The 20,844-nt window shown below is 70.5% G+C and carries 11 protein-coding genes; 3 read left to right on the top strand and 8 right to left on the bottom strand.

Translation table 11 applies throughout. The annotated features are described in order from the left end of the window. Positions 1-86 precede the first annotated feature (86 nt). Positions 87-1,514, top strand: coding sequence for an NAD(P)/FAD-dependent oxidoreductase (locus ABT170_RS27870; RefSeq protein WP_351871879.1), 1,428 nt, complete (start codon positions 87-89; stop codon positions 1,512-1,514). Between the two features lie 81 nt (positions 1,515-1,595). Further along, complete coding sequence (locus ABT170_RS27865; protein WP_329947067.1) at positions 1,596-2,129, top strand: Lrp/AsnC family transcriptional regulator; 534 nt, start codon at positions 1,596-1,598, stop codon at positions 2,127-2,129. 133 nt (positions 2,130-2,262) lie between these two features. Here the strand turns inward: ABT170_RS27865 and ABT170_RS27860 are convergent, their stop codons facing one another. From ABT170_RS27860 to ABT170_RS27825, 8 genes are all read right to left on the bottom strand, one after another. Continuing rightward, on the bottom strand, positions 2,263-2,754 hold the full coding sequence (locus ABT170_RS27860) for a hypothetical protein (protein WP_351871876.1): 492 nt from the start codon (positions 2,752-2,754) through the stop codon (positions 2,263-2,265). Continuing rightward, the gene (locus tag ABT170_RS27855) at positions 2,751-9,614 is read right to left on the bottom strand and encodes an RHS repeat-associated core domain-containing protein (protein WP_351871873.1); all 6,864 of its coding nucleotides are present in this window, start codon (positions 9,612-9,614) and stop codon (positions 2,751-2,753) included. Before ABT170_RS27855 ends, ABT170_RS27860 begins: the two co-directional genes overlap by 4 nt. Before the next feature lie 121 nt (positions 9,615-9,735). Continuing rightward, positions 9,736-13,377 carry a LamG domain-containing protein gene (locus ABT170_RS27850; protein ID WP_329947070.1) on the bottom strand — a complete coding sequence of 1,214 codons (3,642 nt, stop codon included), beginning with the start codon at positions 13,375-13,377 and terminating at the stop codon, positions 9,736-9,738. Between the two features lie 23 nt (positions 13,378-13,400). Then, positions 13,401-14,972 (bottom strand): FG-GAP repeat domain-containing protein, encoded by a 1,572-nt coding sequence (locus tag ABT170_RS27845; RefSeq protein WP_351871870.1) that lies wholly within the window; start codon positions 14,970-14,972, stop codon positions 13,401-13,403. Positions 14,973-15,005: 33 nt separating this feature from the next. Continuing rightward, positions 15,006-16,577, bottom strand: a complete 1,572-nt coding sequence (locus ABT170_RS27840) for a VCBS repeat-containing protein (protein WP_351871867.1) — start codon at positions 16,575-16,577, stop codon at positions 15,006-15,008. 482 nt (positions 16,578-17,059) lie between these two features. Beyond that, positions 17,060-17,488: a pyridoxamine 5'-phosphate oxidase family protein gene (locus ABT170_RS27835; protein WP_351871864.1), complete on the bottom strand. Its 429-nt coding sequence runs from the start codon at positions 17,486-17,488 to the stop codon at positions 17,060-17,062. 155 nt (positions 17,489-17,643) lie between these two features. Beyond that, entirely contained in the window at positions 17,644-18,414 is a 771-nt protein-coding gene (locus ABT170_RS27830; protein ID WP_351871861.1) for an NPP1 family protein, read from the bottom strand. A 552-nt stretch (positions 18,415-18,966) separates the two neighbouring features. Beyond that, positions 18,967-19,617 carry a TetR/AcrR family transcriptional regulator gene (locus ABT170_RS27825; RefSeq protein WP_351871858.1) on the bottom strand — a complete coding sequence of 217 codons (651 nt, stop codon included), beginning with the start codon at positions 19,615-19,617 and terminating at the stop codon, positions 18,967-18,969. A gap of 172 nt (positions 19,618-19,789) precedes the next feature. Between ABT170_RS27825 and ABT170_RS27820 the strand changes: the two genes are divergently transcribed. Beyond that, entirely contained in the window at positions 19,790-20,824 is a 1,035-nt protein-coding gene (locus tag ABT170_RS27820; RefSeq protein ID WP_351871855.1) for a medium chain dehydrogenase/reductase family protein, read from the top strand. The last annotated feature ends 20 nt before the right edge of the window (positions 20,825-20,844 follow it).

Raw genomic sequence — 20,844 nt, 5'->3', positions numbered from 1 at the left:
AGACGCCCGCCCGTGCCGCCGCGCCTGTCCGGCGGACACCGCGAGCCAGCAAACCCCCACCCCGCCGGCATCGAGGTACCCGCCCCATGACCACCGCCCTCCCGCGCCCCGAGCGGCAGCCGCTCCACCACCGCAGCCGTCTGCGCGACACCAAGGCCGCCGCCTACTGGCTCGACCGGCCCGAGCACCCCGAGCCACTGCCCCGGCTGACCGCCGACACCACCTGCGATCTCGCGGTCGTCGGCGGCGGGTACACCGGACTCTGGACCGCCCTGCTCGCCAAGCGCGCCCACCCGGAACGAGACGTCCTCGTCCTGGAACAGAGCACCTGCGGCCACGCCGCCAGCGGCCGCAACGGCGGTTTCTGCTCACCGAGCATCACCCACGGCCTCGCCAACGGCGTCGACCGCTGGCCCGCCGAGGCAGGTCTGCTGCACCGCCTGGGCATGGAGAACTTCGACGCCTTCCAGCGCGACCTGGACACCCACGGCATCGACTGCGGATTCGTCCGCAGCGGCAAGGTCACCGTCGCCGCCACCCCCTGGCAGGCCGAGGGACTCGACGGAGCCCACGCCCTCGCCCACCGCTACGGCGAACGGACCAGGCTGCTGGACCGCGAGGAACTGCGCCGCTACGTCGACTCCCCGCTGTGGACGAAGGGGCTCTGGTCCCCCGACTACGCGCTCCTCGACCCGGCGCGGCTCGTCTGGGGACTGCGCGCCGCCTGTCTCGGTCTGGGAGTCCGCATCGCGGAGAACACCGAGGTCACCGCCCTGGCCGGTCGTCAGCCCGGACGGGTGCGGCTCACCACCCCGTACGCCGCCGTCGGCGCCCGGCAGGTCGCCCTCGCGACCAACGTCTACCGGCCCCTGCTCAAACGCCTCTCGCTCAGCATGATTCCGGTCTACGACTACGCGCTGACGACGGAACCGCTGAGCGACGCTCAGCTCGCCTCCATCGGCTGGGGCGGCGACCACGGAATCACCGACGCGGGCAACCAGTTCCACTACCTCCGCAAGACCGACGACAACCGCATCCTCTTCGGCGGCTACGACGCGGTGTACCACTACGGCAACCGCGTCGAGGAGCGCCTCACCCAGCGCCCGGCCACCTTCGACACGCTCGCCGCCCAGTTCGCCGAAGCCTTCCCCGCCCTCGCCGATGTCCGTTTCTCCCACTCCTGGGGCGGTGTCATCGACTCCACGACCCGCTTCTGCATGTTCGCCGGCACCGCGGCGCAGGGCCGGATCGCCTACGCCCTCGGCTTCACCGGACTCGGTGTCGGGGCGACCCGCTACGGTGCCCGGGTCATGCTGGATCTGCTCGCCGGTGAGCGCACCGAGCGGCTTCGGCCCGCGATGATCCGGCGGCCCCCGGTGCCCTTCCCCCCGGAACCGGTCCGCTATCTGGGGGTCGAGGCCACCCGGTGGTCGATGGCCCGCGAGGACGTCAACGGCCACCGGAACGTGTGGCTGCGCACCCTGGACCGGCTCGGTCTCGGCTTCGACTCCTGAGCCGGGCAGGATAGGCGCGTACGACCGAAGATCCAGGCCCGCGGGACCGCGCGGGCCGCACATGAGAGCCGGAGCGACAGCATGAGCACGCTGGGTGGCAGCCCCCTGGACGACACCGACCGCCAGATCATCGCCGCACTTCAAGCGGAAGGCCGCCGCCCGTACAGCCAGATCGCCGAGGAACTGGGCATCCCCGCCTCCTCCGTGCGCTACCGCGTCCAGCGCATGGAGGAGAACGGCACCCTCCAGATCGTCGGCATCGCCAACCCGCTGACCATCGGATTCGACCGGTTCGCGATGGTCGGCATCCGGGTCAGGCCGGGCACGGCCCAGGAGGTCTGCCGACGGCTGCGGGAGCTGCCGGAGACCTCCTACGTCATCATGACGGCGGGCACGTACGACGTGATGGCCGAGGTGATCTGCCGGGACACCGACCACTTCACCGACCTGATGAACCGCAGGCTCCAGCTGATCGACGGACTCCTGTCGACGGACTCCTTCTTCGTGCTGGAGGTGCACAAGCTGGCGTACGGCTGGGGCGTCGGCGAGGTGGACACCTCCCTGCTCGACGCCCCCCGGCCGCCGCTCGGCGCGGGCCTCGACCAGCGCGACTGAGCCCCGGCCGGGCCGGCCGTCCCGTACAGGGCCCCGGTCACCGGTGCGCCACGGCACTGCGCGCGTGCGACGGGGCCCGGTCCGTGGGTACGGACCGGGCCCCGCCGGGTGGAGCGCCGTCGGGCGGCCGGGCTCAGAGCGCCCGGGAGCCCGTCTGCGCGGGCCCGCCGAGGGCCGCCAGCAGACCGTGTGTCACGGCCTGCCGGAACGCCCCGTCCTCCGGCGCCACCAGCGTGATCAGCTGGAGACCCGTGCCGACGAGCCCGATCTCGTACGGCTCGTACCCGAATCCCGTACGGGTGTAGGGATCATCCAGCGCCAGCACGTTCAGCGACGTCCAGCCGGCCGGCTCGTACGCCAGGGAGAACGGCCCCTCCCGGTGCGGATCGAGCACATAGCCGGAGTCGTCCCAGCCCGCCACCATGTCCTCGTCGCGGGCGACGAGCACCTGGCCGGACGTCCCGGGCAGCGTGACCGCCCCCGGCTCCCAGGCGGAGAACTCCTCCCCGTCGCCCGCGGACACCCGCAGCCGCGGCCATCTGCGCGACCAGTCGGTGAGGAAGCGCTCAAGGGCCCCGGACACCGGGCCGCACGCGACGAACACGCTGTCGCTGCCTGTGATCATGGTGCCTTCCATCCTGTGGTGGGCCCGAAGTATCTGACCCTGGCCCGCGCGACCGTCACGCCCGCGGGAATCGCGAAGATGAATTTACCCCGGTCCCCGCGCAGCGGTGTCAGAGCGCTCTGCGGCACCTGGAGCTCCATCACGTACTGCGACTTCTCGTTGGTGATTCCCAGCTTCTTGAACGCGCCGGGGGCGGTCAGGTCGGCCGGACTGCGGGTGGTGAAGAACGGGCCCGCGCCGTTCTTCGAGTCGCCGGGCTTGATCTTGTAGGGGTTGCCCGCCCGGATGCCGTTGTACCCGGACTTGTTGGTGTAGTGGTAGACGGTGACCAGGCAGTTGTGGACGAGCAGGGGGGTCTCGCCGGCGTTCACGTAGTAGGCGTGGATGCCGTCGATCGTCAGGTCGTGCGTCCGCTGCCGCTGCTCGAAGTAGCGGCCGGCGACGAGCGTGACCTTCTCGTCCGACGGTGTGCTGAGCTCCATGCCCGGCCGCAGTTCACCCGCGTCGATCCACTCGCCCTCGGAGGCGACCCAGAACGGGTGGGTCACCGTCGAGATGAGAGCCGAGGTACGGCTTCCGTCCCCGGTGCTCACCGTGAGGTCGACGAACTCCTTGTCCGACTCCGTGACGATGGTGCCGACCACGGCCCGGGTGGTCTCGCGGCCCGTCGCCGGGTCGGTCGTCGCTACCCGGTCGCCGATCCTGACGTCCTCGATGCGCTTCCTGCCGCCGTCGGCCAGGAGCACGGTCGTACTCGGCAGGAAGCTGTGCGTCTCGCACTCGTCATCGTCGTCGTCCTTCTTCTTTTTCTTCTTTCTCGCGGCTGCCTTGTCCTTGGCCTTGTCCAGCTTCTCCTCGGCCTTCTCCAGCTTGTCCTCCGCCTTCTTGATCTTGTTGATCGCCCGGTAGAGGTCGGGGACGAGGTCGAGCGCCTTGGCGATCCGCTTGGCCTTGAAGATGCCCTTGAGCACGGCCCCGCCGACGAAGTTCATGGCGATCTCACCGGCGGCCTTGAGGCACTTGCCGACCGTCGGGTTGGACGCGCAGTCCTGGAGCGCGTTGATGCCGACGATGTCCTTGATCTGGTAGATGATCTCGTCGGCCACCTGCGTCACGACGCTGTCCGCCGACTTGACGTTGGACTTGGCCTGGTCGACGCCCTGCTGGGCCTCCTCCACCTCCTTGTCGTCGCTGCCGAAGTCGTCGCCCAGCGCACCGCACATCAGACCCATGCAGAACAGCAGTCCGCTGGGGTCGGAGAGGGTCACGGGCGAGTTGTTGGCGTACGCGTACGCGTTCATCTGCTGCGAGTTGAGGAAGTCGATCACCGGGTCGGGCGAGATGAACTTGCCCAGCAGCGGATCGTATTCACGGGCTCCCACATTGGTCAGCCCGGTCGACTCGTCGATGGTGCCGCCGACGAAGCCCTTCTCCCCCGGCCAGGCACCGTCCGCGGGCTGGTCGCCCCGGGGGTTGCCGTACGGGTCGGATCTTCTGGCCGTCACCGCGCCGGTCACGGCGTCGATCGCCAGCTGACCGGTGTCGTGATGGTCGGAGGCGAGGAAGGAGACCTTGTTGTCGCTCGTCCTCACGGCGACCGTCTGGTCGGCATAGGTGTAGTAGCGCGTCGCCTCGGGCTTCGTCGAGCCGGTGGGAAGGTGCAGTTCCATGCCGGGCAGGTAGATCGTCGTCCCGTCGGCGTCCTTGCGCTGGACCCGGGAGCCGTCGGCGTCGTAGAGGTAGCTCGTCTCCGACGACTCGTCGGTGCCCGCCGTCGTCGGGTCGTCCGGCGAGACGAACGACCGCAGCTTGCCGTTGCTGTCCCAGCCGAGGGTGTGCGTGTTGCCGCCGTCGGTACGCGTGTCCATCCGGCCCGCGTCGTCATAGCCGTAGCGGGTCTCGTGGTTGCCGGTCGGGGTGTCCTCGACCACCTTGGTCACCGCGTGCGGGCCCGCGCCGTCGGCGCCGTAGGTGAAGGTCCTGGTGATGTCCTTGGCCGGGTCGAGCCCGATGTCGTGGGTGATGTCCTGTGTGCGGTTGCCCGTGCTGTCGGTCGTGAACGACTTCCAGTACGGGGAGGGGCCGCCCAGCGGGCCGCTGCCGGGATCGGCCGCACAGGCGGCCGGCGTGGAGCCGTCGACCGGTGACTTCGTCCCGGTGGTTCCGGAGCCGCTCGCGCCGGCGGCGGTGGTCCCGGGGGTCCACACCTCGGAGAGCCTGCGGTTGCCGTCGTAGCGGAAGCACTGCACATCGGGCTGTGCCGGAACGGCGACGTCCGAGACCGACAGGACGTTGCCCGCCTGGTCGTAGGAGTAGTTGGCCTCCTTCGCCGGGCCCGTGGTCGATCCCAGCACGTCCACGACGGAACGTGCGAGCCGCTGGGTGCCGGTCTCGTAGTCGAACGTCTGAAGGGTCTTCTTCCCGCCCGTGCTCAGCTGCATCTGGAGCAGCTGACTGGTCGGGGACCAGACCGAGTCGGTGACGTAGGTGGAGATGCCGCTCATCGTGACCGGCCGCTGCATCTCGTCGTAGCCGTACGACAGCACCTCGGCCGCCAGTCCGCCGGCGGCGGGCAGGCCCGTGCTCTGCGGGGTGCCGTCACGGTTGTACACGGACGTGAAGTCGTACGTGCCCGCGAGGGAGCCCTGCGCCGCGGGCACCACGTACGAGGTCTTCACGGGCCGGTAGAAGTCGTCCGCGCTCTGGATGACCGATGCGAAGTACTCGGTGGCGCTCGTGTACCGCAGCGAGGCGTAGGGCTGGCCGAGCATTCCGGCCCGGTCGTACCGCTGTTCCGTGAGTTTCTTTCCCGCGGCCACGGTGCCGTCGTAGGTGATGGTCGGCCGGCCGATGCCGTCGTAGGACGTCGAGACCGTCTCCGCGGTGGCGGTGTGGGTCGTCGAGATCATCCGGTCGGCGTCGTCGTAGGCCATCGTGGTGGTGCCCGCGTCGGGGTCCACCGAGGTGGTCCTGCGGCCCCGCTGGTCGTACTCGGCGGACCAGGTGTTGCCCGCCGAGTCCGTCACCTTCTCCAGCCCGCCGGCGGGCGTGTACCCGTACGACGTCCAGGAGTAGGTGGGCGGACCGGACAGGACCGGGACGTTGCCGGGGTACTGCCGCAGCTCGGTCAGCCTGCCGTTCGCGTCCCTGACCGATGTGGTGGCCAGCCCGCCGCTGGGTGCCGTGACGTGTTCCCGGTCGCCGTCGTACCGCGTGCCGGTGCGCCACTGCTCGACGCCGGAGACCGCGAAGACCTCGGCCGTGGTGCGGCCCATGTCGTCGTACTCGTAGTGGGTCTGCGCGCCGGCCTCGCCGTTGCGCACCACGAGCAGTTCGTCGGACGGGGCGCCCGCCGCGGTGTAGGTCTCGTACGACGTCTTGAGGTTGCCCCGGCTGTCGTAGAAGGTGTCCGCCATGAGCCGGGTGCCGCCGGGACCGTCCGCCTGCTTCTGCCGCGCCCGCATCAGGCTGTCGTAGAGGGTGTACTCGACGGCGTAGCCACCGCTGTTGTCGATCTTCTCGGACTTGATGGCGAGCGGCTTGTCCTTGCGCACCACGTAGGAGTGCTTGGAACTGGGGGTCTGCGTCGCCTTGACCCGGTCCTGGAGCCAGACCGAGGTCACTCGCCCCAGCCCGTCGAAGGCCACGTCGGTGCGCTTGCCGTTCGGGTCGGTCTGGCCGCGGCTCTGGCCCCACGCGGGGGCGTAGTCCGTGGTCACCGAGTGGTTGAGCTGATTGGTGCCCTTGACCGAGGTCGTCAGGCCGTTGGTCTCGGTGTAGGTGGTGGTGGTCTTGCCGGTGCCCGGGGTGGTGGTGGTCCTGACCCGGCCGAACGCGTCGTAGGTGTTCTTGCTCGTCTCCTGGTACGAGGCCGTCGTGCCGTTGTGCGAGGCGAGACGTTCGGTGGAGCTGACGACACCGCGCGTGGGAGCGGCGCCGTGGGCCAGGTTGTCGTACAGCGTCCGGTCGTCGAGCACGACCTGCGTGGCGCGCTGGGGAGTGGCCCCGCAGTTCACGGACACCTTCTCGACCCGCTTGATCAGACTGAGGAGGTTCGCGCCTCCCGTCGTGCTGTCCGCGTACCAGGTACGCGTGCAGGTGTCGTCCTTGGCGGCCGCGGCCTTGTCGGCGGCGCTCGCGGTGTCGGGGACGATGTGGCCGAAGTCCTCGACCTGGGTGACCCGCCCGGTGCCGGTGGGGGTGTCGTAGCTGGTGCGTGTCTTCGTCTCGCGCCAGCCGCCGGAGGCCAGCGCCGTGAAGCCGTGGGTGATCTCCGGCTTGACCAGGGTCGCGTGGGTCGTGGCCCAGGTCTTGGTCTGAGTGGCGGTGTGGTGCTTCCACGGCGTGTTGATCACCTTGGCGGAGACCTTGCCGTTGTTGTACGAGAGCGCTTCGAGTTCGAAGCCGGTGTAGTCCTCGTCGTCCGTGCGGCTCGTTCCGGTGGAGTCGGTCACCGTCGCGGCGCGGGTGCCGCCGCCCGGCTTCCGGTCACCGTCCAGGCCCTGGAAGTAGGTGTAGTCGATCCGGGTCCGCTGGGTTTCCTCGCTGCCGCTGGTGACCTTGACCTTGCCGTATCCCTGCCACTCGCCCCAGGTGAGGAACTTCTCCGGGGTGATGCCGTCCGGCTTCGAGTGCCGCCAGCCGGCCGGGCCCTGGTAGTCGTACCGGGTGACCATCTTGTCGCCGCCGCCGGTGCGGTCGGTCTCGACGATCTCGGCGACGACGTACTTGTGGAACCAGTCGTCGATCGGCTCGATGTGTCCGGGTGCCGCCCACTTGACCGGATAGCAGCGCCTGATGGACTCGCCCGGCTTGGGCAGGGCGGAGGCCGAGCAGTCGGTGGGGGCGAAGTTGATGTCCAGCTGGGCGCCGGTCTCGCTGACGACGGTGGCCAGCCGGTAGCGGTGGAACGGGGCGAGGTTGTCGCCCGTGGCGTCCACCCGGTTGGCGAGCTGTGTGCCGATCAGATCGAGGGAGGGCAGGTTCGCTGCGGTCCCGACACGGCCCTGGTGGTCGATCGTGGACAGCCACAGCGCCTTGGAGTCGTCGCCGTTGTCGAGGAAGAGATGGGTGAACGACCAGGCGTCCACGTCCTGGTAGGACGTGGCGTCCTTGCGCATCTGGGTGACGACGGACTTCAGCCGCTTGGTGGTGAAGAAGGAGGCCGCTATCTGGTCCGAGCCGCACTTCGTGGACGCCTTGCACTCCTGGTCCACCGGGGTGTCGGGCCAGTGCGCCGCGTTGGCCTTCGTCCGCTTGGACTCCGCGCAGTCGAACGTGTCACCGGGCAGGCAGCGCTCGGCCGCCTCGAAGGTGACACGGGCCGGGGCCTTGGCCGCGTAGACCTGTCCGTCACGCTGGCCGTAGTCGATCCGCTTCAGGTATCCGCCCCGGTCGTACGCGGTGCCGTTGACGTCCGTCTTGGCGTTCAGGGCGTAGTGGTTGACCTCCTTCTCGTAGAAGTGGGACATCACGTTGCCGTGCCGGTCCTTGACGTAGTCGAGGTTCCAGCGCCATGCCTGCTTGCAGGAGGCGTTCGCGAAGGTGGCGTTGTAGCAGGGCTCACCGGAGTCGTCGCCGAAGACGGGGGTGGTCCAGGTCGAGGCGGTCTCCTCGTTGCCCGCCGTCCAGCCCGGCAGCCGGTTCAGCCCGAAGTAGTACTCCGTACCGTCCGCGGTGGTGATCCTCCAGTGCTCGCCGTCGTTGTCGCCGTTCGTGGCGCCGGTGAACTTCTCGACCTTCGAACCGTCGGAGTTGGCGAGCCGCCACTGCCCGGTGTCGTCGTCCTTGATGATCTGGGAGGCGTTGCCCTTCAGCATCACCGTGGCGTTGTCGAAGGCCCAGCACTGTTCGGCGGAGAGGTCGTGGCCGTCGTCGACGCAGGACTTGTAGCTGCGCTCGATGTAGTCCGCCTCGTAGCCGAAGCCCTCACCGATCCAGGAGCCCTGGTTGTTCGTGGCCGACGTACGGCCGTCGACCGACTGCGAGGTGTAGGAGAGGCCCACGGTGGGGGTGAGTCCGCCGGGCGTCGGGACGACGCGCAGCGGATAGGACCAGCTGAAGCCACCGGTCGACTGCGCCACGCTCCAGCTCGCGGACGGTGCCAGGGGGGTGGCCCCATAGGTGCCCTGCGAGGACGAGTTGCCCGCGGTCAGGGCGATGAGGGTCCCGGCCCGGACGGCCATCGCCGAGGGGCCGCTGGCCTCCGCCGCGCTCGCGGTCACCTCGGCCGTGGCCGTGTTGGTCCGGGAGTCGTTCTCCGTGGCCAGCGGCTTGCCCGTGCCGGGGCAGGCCTTGCTGCCCGGCTTCGCCACCGCCGCACAGGCGGGCAGCTCGACCAGGCGCAGCCGGGCTCCGTACGAGCCTCCGTAGGCCTCCTCGAAGGCCGAGTAGTCCACCGACAGGCGGACCTTCGCGTCCGTCTCGACGTCGTCGCCGCGGCTCACCCTCAGGACTGCTCCCGCCCCGAGCAGCTCCGCCCGCTCGGCGGGCAGGACATCGACATCGACCGTGGCCGGGGCGGCGGCCTTCGCCGAGCGGCCCGTACGGCTGCCGGCCGCCTCGACGGCGACCGGCAGACCGCCGACCCTCACCTCCGCCGGGTTCCTGGCCGCGACATCGATCGCGGCGCTGCCCCCGGTGGGCCACGACGCCTTGTCGAGCCGGGTGACGGCGGACTTGGCGGCCTTGTCGACGGGGCGCGGGACGCCCTTCGCGCGGGCGCCCTCCACCGGGTCGCCGAAGTCCTGGACGCGACGTCCGTCACGGCCCTTTTCCCCGGCCGGAACGGCGTGCACCGTGCTTCCGGTCAGGGCGATCACCACACCCAGGGCGGTTGCCGCGAGCAACCGTCCGGGCATGCGCCGGCTCAACAGCCGGCCACGAAATGTCATCACGTGTCTCCACACGTAGGAGAGGAAGGGTGGAAATGCGGCCGGGCGTGCCGGTCCCGGTCCGGGACCGGCACACCCGGGGTGCGGATCACATGTCGGGCAGTGCCATCGGATTGGCGAGCTGCTGGATCGCGGTCCTGTCGGCCGCGCCGCTGTAGACACGGACCTCGTCGATCGCGCCCGCGAAGTACTCACCGCCGCCACCGAGTGCCGAACGGCCCACCTGGAGACCGCCGGTGGCACCCCACAGGGTGTCGTCGGTCCCGTGCGCGACATCGGCGAGCATGCCGTTCACGTACAGCCGGATCTCGTTGGCGAAGGCGTCGTAGACGACGGCCAGGTGCTGACCGGCCATGTCGGTGTCCGGCAGTTCCTGGTCGTCGTGGAAGACCTTCTGGGCGGCTGTCGCCGAGTCACTGGTGGCGACGGCGAGTTCCCACATGGAGGGGGTCTCGGCGTCGGGTCCGGGCCGGTAGCGGACGGCGAGGCGGTTGGCCGCGCTGCCGGGCAGCGAGAGGACCGTCTGGGCCTTCTCCGGGTCCAGTGTGGTGAGCTGGGTGCGTGCCGTCACCGTGAAACTCGACGCTCCGGTGACCGGGGAGGTGGCGGTGGACGCGTAGTCCCCGGCGCCGTCCAGGAGCAGGTGGCCGGCCCCGACCATGGGGAACGGGTCGGGCGACAGCGGGTCGGTCGGCGCGAGGGCGATCTTCGCGTCGCCCGCGAGGGCGAGCGGCTGGCCGCCGCCCGTCTCCGCGGCCTTGCGGTCCGCCTCCGCGTCGAGCTGCCAGTAGCCCTGACGGCTCGGCCGCACGGTCATCAGCTCGGCGACCTGTGCCGCGGGCAGCACCCGGTCGAAGACCCGGACCTCGGCGACGTCACCGGTGAAGTGGTCCCGGTAGCCGCTCTTGGCCGTGGTGCGGCCGATCTGGAGCGGGCCGTACGACTTCCACACGGAACGGCGCTGCGAGACGCCCTTGGAGTCCTTGTTGATGTACAGCCGGAGTTCCGACTTGGCCGCGTCGTACACGCCGGTCAGCAGCACCCACTGGTCCTTGACCACGGTGATGCCGGTGGAGACGGCCTTCCACTTGCCGAGCGAGTCGACGTCGGTGACGGGTACGGAGAACGCCCAGGTGCCCGCGGTGTGGTCGTAGCCCAGGGTGAAGCCGGGCTCGCCGGTTCCGTCCTGGCTGACGACGGCCATGTCGCGGTCCAGTGCGGTCGGGCGGACCCAGGCGCTGACGCTGAAGCTCTCCGAGGAGTCCAGCACCGTCTCGTTGACGTCGGCGTAGGAGTCGGTGGTGCCGTCGAAGCGGGCCGCCGCGTCGACCTTGCCGCCGGGGCCCTCGACACCGAAGGTGACGCCGCTGCCGGTGTCCGCGGAGAACACGCCCGTCTCGTCGTGGGCCTGGCCGCTGCCGGGCTCGTCGGCGAGGTTCCACTGGGCGGCGACGGGTGCGCCGTCGGTCACCAGGAACTCGTAGTGCGCTTTGGTACTGGGGTTCTCGGCCTTGTCGACCGCGATGACGTCCACCCAGTGCCGGCCGGCGCGCGTCGGCATCCAGGTCACGGTCGCGGGTCCGCCGGGCTTGGAGGCGTTGACGGTGGTGGCCGGGGTGGCCGTGCCGTCGAACGCGTACCGGTACTTCACGACGTCGGTGTCCGGCACCGAGTCGTTCGGGTTCGGCGAGAAGGTGAAGGATCCGTAGGTGCCGACGCCGTCGTGGTAGACGGTGTCGGACGGGTACTCCTTGGAGAGCACGTTCGGCTTGCCCGGCAGCGTCCTGTCGTACATGAACTCGCAGCGGACCGTGGTGCCGTCATAGCTCCACGGGCCGTAGCCGTCCCCGTCGTAGGCGCGGGCGCTCCAGTAGATGACGGTGTTCTGCGGAATCGTGGACTTCACGGTGTGGGTGAATTTGGTGCTGGAGGTCGGTGCGAGCCAGGAGGGGGTGAGGTAGGTGTACGACTTCGCCTCCTTGCTGACCGGGTCCGTCCAGTCCACCTTGAACTCGACCTTGACCTTGTCGGTCTGTCCGTTGCCGTGGTCGGGGTCGCTCGCCACCGCCTGGAGCTGGGGCGGGACCTCGGCGTACGGGCGCCCGGCGCCCGAGGTGCACACACCGCCCGGGTTCTGGGACAGCGTGGTGATCTTGCGCGGCAGGTTGTTGTAGCTGATCGACAGGTACGCGTTCCCGCAGATCCGCTTCCACTCGGGGAACCGGCTCTCGTCGGTGGCCCGCAGGCCCAGCGTCATCGAGGACCAGCCCTCGGTGGCCGCGGTCCTCACCTCCGTGGTGAGCTCCCCGGAGGAGCCGCCCTCGAAGTGCAGGTTGGCCTGGCTCGAACAGCTCGTCGGCGAGATGGCCTTGTCGACGGTGCCGATGTGGTCGGTCCAGTCGTCCGAGGTGTTGGACCAGTTGCTGGAGGAGGTGATGCTGTAGTTCTTGCCGCCGATGCGGTAGAGCCGGATCGGCTCCGCGGTCGGGGAGGCGCTGTAGATGTGGGCGACCCGGGCGGAGAACGTCGCGCCGAGGATCTGCTTCCCCTTGTAGAACGACATCGGCATGGTGAACAGCAGCCGGCGTACGCCGACCCCGTTGCAGGACACCGGGTTGTAGTCGGTGGGGCACTTGCCGACACCGGCGCTGTCGGAGTACTTCCAGTCCTGCTCGCTCGGCATGCCCGACATCACACCGGTCCACGCCGTACGCGACGTGGTGCGCTGGATCGGGTCGATGACGACCGGGAAGACGGTGTCCTTCGAGGTGAGCAGCTTCCGGTCGGGGACGAGCGACAGCTTGCCGCCGCCCACCTCCATGCCCAGCGGCGCGGTCCGGCCACCGCCGCCGGGGCCGTCGAGCGCGGGCTCGGGGGCCACGGAAGGAGCCGGGCTCCCGGCCGCGGAGGCCTGGGCGAGCGCCTTGGAGACGGCCTGCGGCCCCCGCTTCCTCGCCTCGGCCTCCTTGACGGCTGCCGAGTCCCACATGACCGGCTTCCCGGACTCGAAGACCGTGCCGCCGACGGCGGCGTCCTCGGCCTTGAGAGCGCCGGACGCGTCCTCGGCGACCTTGAGGCCGTGGGTGTCCAGCCCGAGGTCCAGCTTGGCGAGCCTCGGATCGGCGGCGGCCTCCGGTGTCCTGACGACCAGGAGATGTCCGAAGCCGTCCGACTCCGCCCGTACGGTGAGATCGACGCCGGGCAGCGCGTCCTTGTACGTGGCACTCCCACCGTCGAGTTCCGGCGCGGGCAGCTTCCCGTACGGCCAGGTCAGGGAGAGTTCGCGGCCCGCCTGCCGCATCGTGACGAACGGCTTGCCGGCCTCACCGCCGGAGAAGGACAGGGCCACGGCCGTGGCCCTGGGCACGACGGTGCCGTCGGCACGCCGCACCAGGGTCGTGTCGATGTCGACCCAACTGCCGTCCTGGAAGGTGCGGATGGGGTCGGTGTACTCGCGGGCGGTGAAGGTGCCGTCGGGCTCGGCGTAGATCTCCCGGCGCGCACCGCGCATACCGAGGACCTCGACCTCCTTCCCGCTCTTCTTCGCGGCGGCGAGCGCCTGCTGTTCGGTCTGTACGGGCTTGTCGGACGCGACGGTCTCCCGTTCGGGCCGCCCGCGCTCGGCGGGGGCTTCCGGCAGCGCGTTGAAGCCACCGGTCAGGACGGCTCCCGCCACCAGCGCGGCGAGGGCGCCACGCAGCACGGGGCCGCGTGCTGTTCTTCTGGACATGCGTCCGCTCTCCATGTCGTTCATCAGCGTGCCACCGCTCCGAAAGCGACGTCACCTGCGGGAATGCCGTTCTCGCCGGGCCTGAAGGTCTTCCCGGGGGCGCCGCCGGACGCCACGTTCCAGTCGAAGGCGTGCACGGCGTGGCCCGCCGCGGGGCCGTAGGGCATGCCCACGTACAACGCGGACGGGGTCGCCGCGAGGCTCATTCCGGCGAGCTGCCGGGGCGCGGGCTCTCCGGGGATGCCCCAGCCCGGGTCGATCCAGGCGTCGGAGGCACCCGGGGCGCCGACGAGCGGGAAGATCTGCACCCCGCCCTTCTCCCGGTGTTCCTCGGAGGACTCCTCCCCCGGCACGCCGACCGCCAGCCGGGTGGTGGTCGCCGAAGCCACCGTGTTGGGCGAGGTGTTGACCGCGGCGAGGCGCTGTCCGAAGAAGTCGCCCGGTTCGGTCTCCTCCTCGGCGTTGGCCGAGTTCTGGTCGATCCAGTTGACCTCGGTGAAGCTCCCGGAGGCGGTGATGCGGAAGACCTGGACGGCCCCCGCGTCGACCGTGGTGGCCAGGTCCTCGCCCGGAATGCCCACCGCCAGGAGGGACTCGGTGGTCGACGTGGCGCCGGCCGGCCGGTGGGGGACCATGGCCAGCGCGGTACCGAAGCCGTCTCCCGCCTCCTCGGCACCCAGGATCGCGTCCTGGTCCTGCGCGAGTCCGACCAGCGGTTTGGGCAGTCCGGAGACGAGGGTGTGGCTGAAGACCGCGACCCCTCCGGCGAACGGCACCGTACCGATCGCCTCCCCCGGTGTGCCGACGGCGAAGTGCGTGGGTGTGGCCGCGAACGACGCGCCGAAGCGGTCGTCCGCTTCGGGGTCGCCGGGAACCGCGCCGGCGGTGGTGGTGCCCTGGTTGATGCCGACCGCGGTCGCCGCGTCGGCGGAGATGTAGTAGAAGACGCCCATGTCCTCGACCGTGCCGATGGCCTCACCGGGAGCGCCGATCAGCAGGTACGAGGTGCCCGCGGCGGTCCTGCCGCCGGCCAGCGCGTAGCCGGTCCAGTCGCCGTCCTCCGTGCCGCCGCCGAGGGAGGCGGTCGCGCCCTGGTGGTGCTCCTTGACGGCCTTGCCCCCGCCGAGTCCGGCCGGGGAGCCGTAGACGATCTGGACCAGGCCCGCGTCGGGAACGACATCCAGGTCCTCGTACGGGATCCCGACGGCCAGATCGGCGCATCCGTCGGAGTTGGCGTCGTAGGCGGCCAGGGCGAAGCCGTACTGGTCGCCCGGCTCGGCGGCGCCCGGGATTCCGGCGGTCTCCTGCGACAGGGCCAGGTTTCCCTTGCCGCCGCCGTAGACGACGTGGACCAGCCCCGCCCGCGGCACGCCGTTGACCGTGGCCTCGGGGTCGGCGATCGCCGTGTCCGCGATGCCGTCCCCGTTGAAGTCGGAGTCCACGCCCGAGCAGCCGGCGGCCAGCGCGGCGGCGGGCGGCGCGAGGGGCGCTCCGGGGCCGAACGCGAACGCCAGGGCGGCAAGCGTGACGGTGCTGACCCACCGGGCTGCGGGTCTTCGTGGCGCGCGCCGCGGCGCGCGCACGGGTGTTCTCACTGAAGTGGTTCCTCTCCTGTCCTTCCCGCGCGATCAGCGCGCGGAGGTCCCGAATGCGACGTTCTCCGGCGGGATTCCGCCTTCACCGGGCTTCCAGCTCTGTGCGGGCGCACCGCCGTCCGCCGTGTTCCAGGCGAAGGCGTGCACGGCCCGCGACCCGGCCGGCCCGTAGGGAACGCCGACGTAGAGCGAGTCCGGGGCGGCGCCGAGTCCCATGCCGGTGAGCATGCGGGGCGCGCGGTCGGCCGGGATGCCGTTGCCGGGCGAGATCCAGCTGTCGGCGTCGCCGGGTGCGCCGAGCAGCGAGAAGAGCTGCACTCCGCCCTCTTCCGGGTACTCCTCGGTGGATTCCTCGCCCGGTACGCCCACGGCGAAGCGCATGGTCGCCGCGGTGCTGACGACGTTCGTCGCGGTGTTCACGGCGGCGATCCGCTGCCCGAAGAAGTCACCGGCCTCCGCCTCGCCCGCGACATCGGGCAGGTTCTGGTCGACCCAGTTGAGGAGCTGGACGGTGCCGTCCGCCTTCATGTGGTACGTGTGCACGGCGCCGGCGTCGACAGTGGTGGACAGGTCCTCGCCGGGCACGCCCACGGCGAGCACCGCATCGGTGGTCGTCGCGGCACCGGCGGGCCGGTAGGGGGCCATCGCCAGTGCGGAGCCGTACTGGTCCCCGGCCTGCGCGGCGGTGTCCGCGGTGCCGCTGCGCCCCTGTCCCATGCCGAACACCGGGGCCGGGATGCCGTTGGTGTTGACCGAGGAACGGAACGCGATGACACCACCGGCGAACTCGATGTTCTTTCCGGAGGTGTTGACCAGGGACTCGCCGGGCGCGCCGACGACGAAGTACCGGTCGGTGGCGGCGATCGTCGCCCCGAAGCGGTCGTTCGGCTCGGGGTCCTCCCAGACGCCGGTGGAGTCCTGGGCCACATGCGCGACGTCGTAGTTGACGCCGTAGACGTAGTGGAACATGCCCATGTCGGCCCCTTCCCCGCCGTCCTCACCGGGGGCGCCGATGACCAGGAAGGGGACGCCGGTCGCGGACTTGCCCGCGGCGACGGCGTAGCCGACCCAGTCCTCGGCCTCGTAGCCGCCGCCGAGCTTTCCGTCGGAGCCCTGGCGGAAGCCGTAGGTGCCGAGCGTCCCGGCGGCCATGCCGGCCGGCGAGCCGTAGACCAGCTGGACGAGCCCGGCGTCCTTGACCGTCGAGTCGCCCAGGTTGATGTCCTCGAACGGGATGCCGACGGCGATGTCGCTGCAGCCGTCGAGGTTGGCGTCGTACACGGCGAAGGAGAAGCCGAACTGGTCGCCGGTCTCGGCACTGTCGGAGACGCCCGCGGAGTCCTGCGAGAGTTCGGCGGTGCCCTTTCCGCCGCCGTAGACGATGTGCACGCGTCCGGCCCGTGCCTTGCCCGAGACGGTGGCCTCCGGGTCGGTGATGACGGCGTCGCGGATGCCGTCGCCGTTGAAGTCGGACTGTGCTCCCGCGCAGCCTTCCGCGGCCTGCGCCCGCGGCGCGTTCGCCGCCCCCTGCACCGCCACGGACAGGACCACCGCGAGAACGAACGCGACGGCCCCCCGCCCGGCACGCCTGCTGACAAGCGACATCTCTCTCCCACCCCGCACTTTCGCGCCGAGCCCGGGAGCCGGCGAGACCTCTGACAACAGATCAGGGCAGCGCCGGTCACCTGCCGTTCGACGCCCCGCTCTCGTGCAGAAGTGTGGGAAAGGCGAAGGCGCGGTGAAGATCGAAAAGGACATGGCGGCACACGGCACGCCGAACATCCTGGTTTGAGTGACTCTCCCCCTGCGCCTCTCCGCCGACAAGCCCCACCCTGCGACCACGAGAAGCGGAGCCGAACTATTCCACGAGGCTCTGACCTCGACAAGAACGCAAGTCCGACATGATCCACTGCGCGGCAAACACGAGTTGGTCACATGTGCCACACACTCGCGTCACGGTGTGCAGGTCCGTTCGCCGCCGGATCGTGACCGGGATCCGCCGCTCACGCGAGCCGGGAGCACAACGGGCCGCCCCCCGGGACCCGCCGGAAGGAAATCGGCGGGAAGGGGACGGCCCGTGCGGGAAATCAGACCTGGCCGAGATCCGAGCTGAGCCAGTGCTGCGGACGCATCCGGATCACCACCTGCTCGCCGTGGTTCTTCGAGGCGAAGTCGACGTATCCGGGGACCTTCTCGGCAGGGAGATAGCGCGCCGAGACCTCTTCCAGGTCCTTGAGCGTCGCGGCGCGGGTGTCGGTGACGGGGCCCTCGACGGACACGTAGCGGATCGTCGGCTCCGTCCGGTCCACCAGCAGCGAGAACCGGCCCGCCGCGCCGATCAGTTCGGCCTTGCGCGAGGTGCGGCCGGTCAGGATCACGACGTCACCGCCTGGCTCGTACTGGTACCAGATGGGCACGTTGAGCGGGGCGCGGTCGCCGTCCGACGCCGCTACGGCCAGCGCGGCGATGTGGGGCTCGGCGAGGAACCGTTCGCGCTCTTCACCTGTGAGGGGCACAGCACTCTCCTTCGTCGGGGGTACGGGATCTGCCCAGTGTGCCCGGCGGCCGGGCGCGGGCCGTGCAGCCTCGCCCACGGCAACGGCGTGACATCGGGCGCACCAGGGTCCTTTCACGAGCGTCCGGGGAGTGGCCGCCCCGCACCGGCCGCCCGTCAGGCGTGGGGGTCGAAGGGGATACCGGCGGGCTTCGCCTCGGCCAGGTGGTAGTTGAAGTTGCCGTCCTTGAGGCCGAAGACGGCGCTGCCGAAGTCGGCCTGCGACAGCTTGTCCCGAAGGTCCCCCGGATAGCCGTTCCAGCCGACCAGCCGGGGGAACTGCCATGCGCGGTGGTGGTTCTCCGGCGGTTCGTCGCCGGGGCCGGCGGGCCGGAAGCAGTGCGTGCTCACGCCGTCCTTGTGGTAAACGATCTTGGGATGGGTGCCGTCCCACCGGATCCGCTCACTGCCATGGATGTCGAAGTCGCCGTGGGCGGAGGTGGAGACGTACCGGGCCTCGTCGCCCTGCACCCACACCACGACATGCTCCCAGTCGTGACGGTGCCCACCGAGGCCGCTGCCCGCCACGGCCTGGTCCTTCTCGAAGTAGAGGCCGTACATGATGGCGCACCAGCCGTTGTCGCACTTGTGGCGCGCGTATCCGTTCGTGTTGTCCAGGTCCTCCGCGTCGTGGCAACTGCCGTTGACGGCCCCGGTGGTGCGGAGACCGGGAGCGATGGTCCCGTCGGCGCCGATGGCGGGTGTGGGATAGCAGCCGTCACCGTCGTAGTCGAAGGCGGGCTGGAAGGTCTGCTCCAGCCCGTCCGCGTTCGCGGGCAGAGCGGTGGGCGGGGCGGCGAGAGCGCTGCTCGCCGAAGCCATGACCAGGATCGCGGCGACGCCGAGGACGAGCGGGGCGCGGCGCATCCCCGCTCGCCCTCGGCGCATACCTGCTCTGCTCTCCACTGCTTCCCTCCAGGCCGGACCACGTCGGGCGACACGGGCGCTATGGGCATGCCCATGACACTCATGCCGAAACCTCGTGACCCCGCCCGGAACCGTCGGTGGCGGAACGACGAAGCGGCGGCCAACACCGGGGGCCGGCGGGCCGGTTCGGTCGCAGGTCTCCGCCGCACGGCGGGAGTCCGGCGCCGTCGGCGAGGGCTCGCCGCACCGGCGGCACAGGAGCGAATCTCCGGGCGCTCCAGGCGCTCCAGGCGCTCCGGGCGCTCCGGGCGCTCCGGGCGCTCCGGGCGCTCCGGGCCGGCTGGGCCCTCCCGGCCCCTCCGGCGCTCCGGGCTATCCGGCCCCTGTGGGCTCTCCCCGCTCTCCCGACCCTCCCGGATCTCGTGACGCACCCGACACGAGGGAGCGCCTTCACCGAGGCATCGGTCCGGGCATGGACGCACGAATGCGCCGTTCCGAGCGTGCTGCCGCAGGAGCGGCGCGGCAGACGCGGCTGACGCGGCCGCTCAGCGGGGAGGGCGTGGCACCGCCGGCTCAGTCGGGGAGCAGCGCGTCCACCTCGGCCGCGAAGAGCAGTTCCACGTCCATGTCCATACCGGTGAAGTGGCCCGCCAACTCCAGGGAGAGCAGACCGTGGAGACGGGTCCAGAAGGACAGGGCCCGGCGCAGTTGTGCCGGCCGGGCGTCGGGGTGACCGGCGGCCCAGTGCCGGTGCCCCTCCAGATACGCGTCGAGGTTTCCGGCGGCGGCCGGGGCTCCCCCCGGACCGGCGGCGACACACGCGTCGAGCAGCACCGACATGATCTCCGACGAGATCGCCGTGATGTCCTGCGGCGCGTGATACCCGGGCACCGGAGTGCCGTACACGAGGAAGTAGCGCTGCGGGTCCTCCAGCGCCCAGTCGCGCAACGCCCGCGCCAGCCCCGGGAGATCACGGGGGTCGACGTTCCGGACGGTGTCGGCGAGGCTCCGGTAGGCGTCCCGGATGAGTGCGGTGATCAGCTCGTCCCGGCCGGCGAAGTACCGGTACAGGGCCGGTCCACTCATACCCATCCGCTTGGCGATCGCGTTGAGGGACAGCGCCGACGCGCCGTCGCCCGCGATCTGCTCCCAGGCCAGCTGCTTGACCTCGGCGCGCACCTGCTCCCGATACCGCTCGCGGGGGGTCGCCGCAGTCCCGGCCATGGTTGCCACCTCTCACTTCGCATCATCACGCCAGCAGCCGGTTAGAGGCTATCAATACCGGCACACCCGCTCACGATCAACCCTCCCACCCACTTGACAGCACCACTATGACGGCTCACTCTAGTTATAGCTTATAACGAACACGAGATGCCCCATCACTGCGGAGGCCGGGATGAACACCGTCGAGCACGTCGAAGTCGTACTGCCGGGCAAGGTCGAGCCGGAGGGACTGGAGATCCGCTACGGGCAGCCCGTTCCGGTACCTGGCACGGGGCAGGTCCTGATCCGGATGGAGGCGACCGGGGTGTCCTTCGCCGAGCAGCAGATGCGCCGAGGCCGTTACTTCGACCAGCCGCCGTTCCCCTTCGTCCCCGGTTACGACGTGGTCGGCACCGTGCTGGCGGTCGGTGCGGGCGTCGGCCGCGGCCTGCTCGGCGAGCGGGTGGCCGCCATGACCAAGACCGGCGGCTGGGCCAGTCATGTGGTGGTCGACGCCGACGACGCGGTCGGGGTACCGAAGGGCGTGAGCCCCGCGGAAGCCGAGACCGCGGTCGTCAACGGCATCACCGCCTGGCAGATGCTGCACCGCAGAGCCCGTGTGCGCGCAGGTCACACGGTCCTGGTCCACGGCGCCAACGGCGGAGTCGGTTCGATACTCGTCCAACTGGCGCTCGGTGCCGGCGCCGAGGTCATCGGGACGGCATCCACCCGTCACCACGACGCACTGCGCGCGATGGGTGTGACCCCCGTCGACTACCGCGGCGCCGACGTTCCCGCTCGTGTGAAGGAGCTGGCCCCCGGTGGCGTGGACGCCGTGTTCGACCATGTCGGCGTCCACAGTGTCACCCACTCCTGGCGTCTGCTCGCCCCGGGCGGCACCGTCGTCTCCTACGGCAGTGCCGCCACCCGCGACGACGAGGGATCGGGGCTGTGGCCCGTGCTCCAGCTCCTGGGCCGGGTTTGGCTGTGGAACTGGCTGCCCAACGGACGCCATGCGTACTTCTTCAATGTCTGGGCCGGCCGCGCCCTCTCCAGGAACCGCTTCCGGGCCCGGCTGCGTGCCGACCTGACCCAGGTGTTCGCGGCATTGCAGCGCGGCGAGATAGCCGCCCGGGTCGCCGCCGAAATCCCCCTGGTCCGCGCCTCCGAAGCGATGCGCCTGGCGGAGTCGGGTACGGTCGCCGGCAAGGTGGTACTCGTTCCGTAGATCTCTCCGCCGCCCGCCTA

The sequence above is a fragment of the Streptomyces sp. NPDC001787 genome (assembly GCF_040297465.1).
Taxonomy (GTDB): domain Bacteria; phylum Actinomycetota; class Actinomycetes; order Streptomycetales; family Streptomycetaceae; genus Streptomyces.
Note: the sequence above shows the minus strand (reverse complement) of the source record. Positions and strands in the feature narration are given on the sequence as shown.

Excerpts from the sequence above, each read along its gene's own strand:
- ABT170_RS27825 (WP_351871858.1), bottom strand. The coding sequence starts at position 19,617 with ATGGCCGGGACTGCGGCGACCCCCCGCGAGCGGTATCGGGAGCAGGTG.
- ABT170_RS27830 (WP_351871861.1), bottom strand. The coding sequence starts at position 18,414 with ATGCGCCGAGGGCGAGCGGGGATGCGCCGCGCCCCGCTCGTCCTCGGC.
- ABT170_RS27870 (WP_351871879.1), top strand. The coding sequence starts at position 87 with ATGACCACCGCCCTCCCGCGCCCCGAGCGGCAGCCGCTCCACCACCGC.
- ABT170_RS27840 (WP_351871867.1), bottom strand. The coding sequence starts at position 16,577 with ATGTCGCTTGTCAGCAGGCGTGCCGGGCGGGGGGCCGTCGCGTTCGTT.
- ABT170_RS27860 (WP_351871876.1), bottom strand. The coding sequence starts at position 2,754 with ATGATCACAGGCAGCGACAGCGTGTTCGTCGCGTGCGGCCCGGTGTCC.
- ABT170_RS27865 (WP_329947067.1), top strand. The coding sequence starts at position 1,596 with ATGAGCACGCTGGGTGGCAGCCCCCTGGACGACACCGACCGCCAGATC.
- ABT170_RS27855 (WP_351871873.1), bottom strand. The coding sequence starts at position 9,614 with ATGCCCGGACGGTTGCTCGCGGCAACCGCCCTGGGTGTGGTGATCGCC.
- ABT170_RS27850 (WP_329947070.1), bottom strand. The coding sequence starts at position 13,377 with ATGTCCAGAAGAACAGCACGCGGCCCCGTGCTGCGTGGCGCCCTCGCC.
- ABT170_RS27820 (WP_351871855.1), top strand. The coding sequence starts at position 19,790 with ATGAACACCGTCGAGCACGTCGAAGTCGTACTGCCGGGCAAGGTCGAG.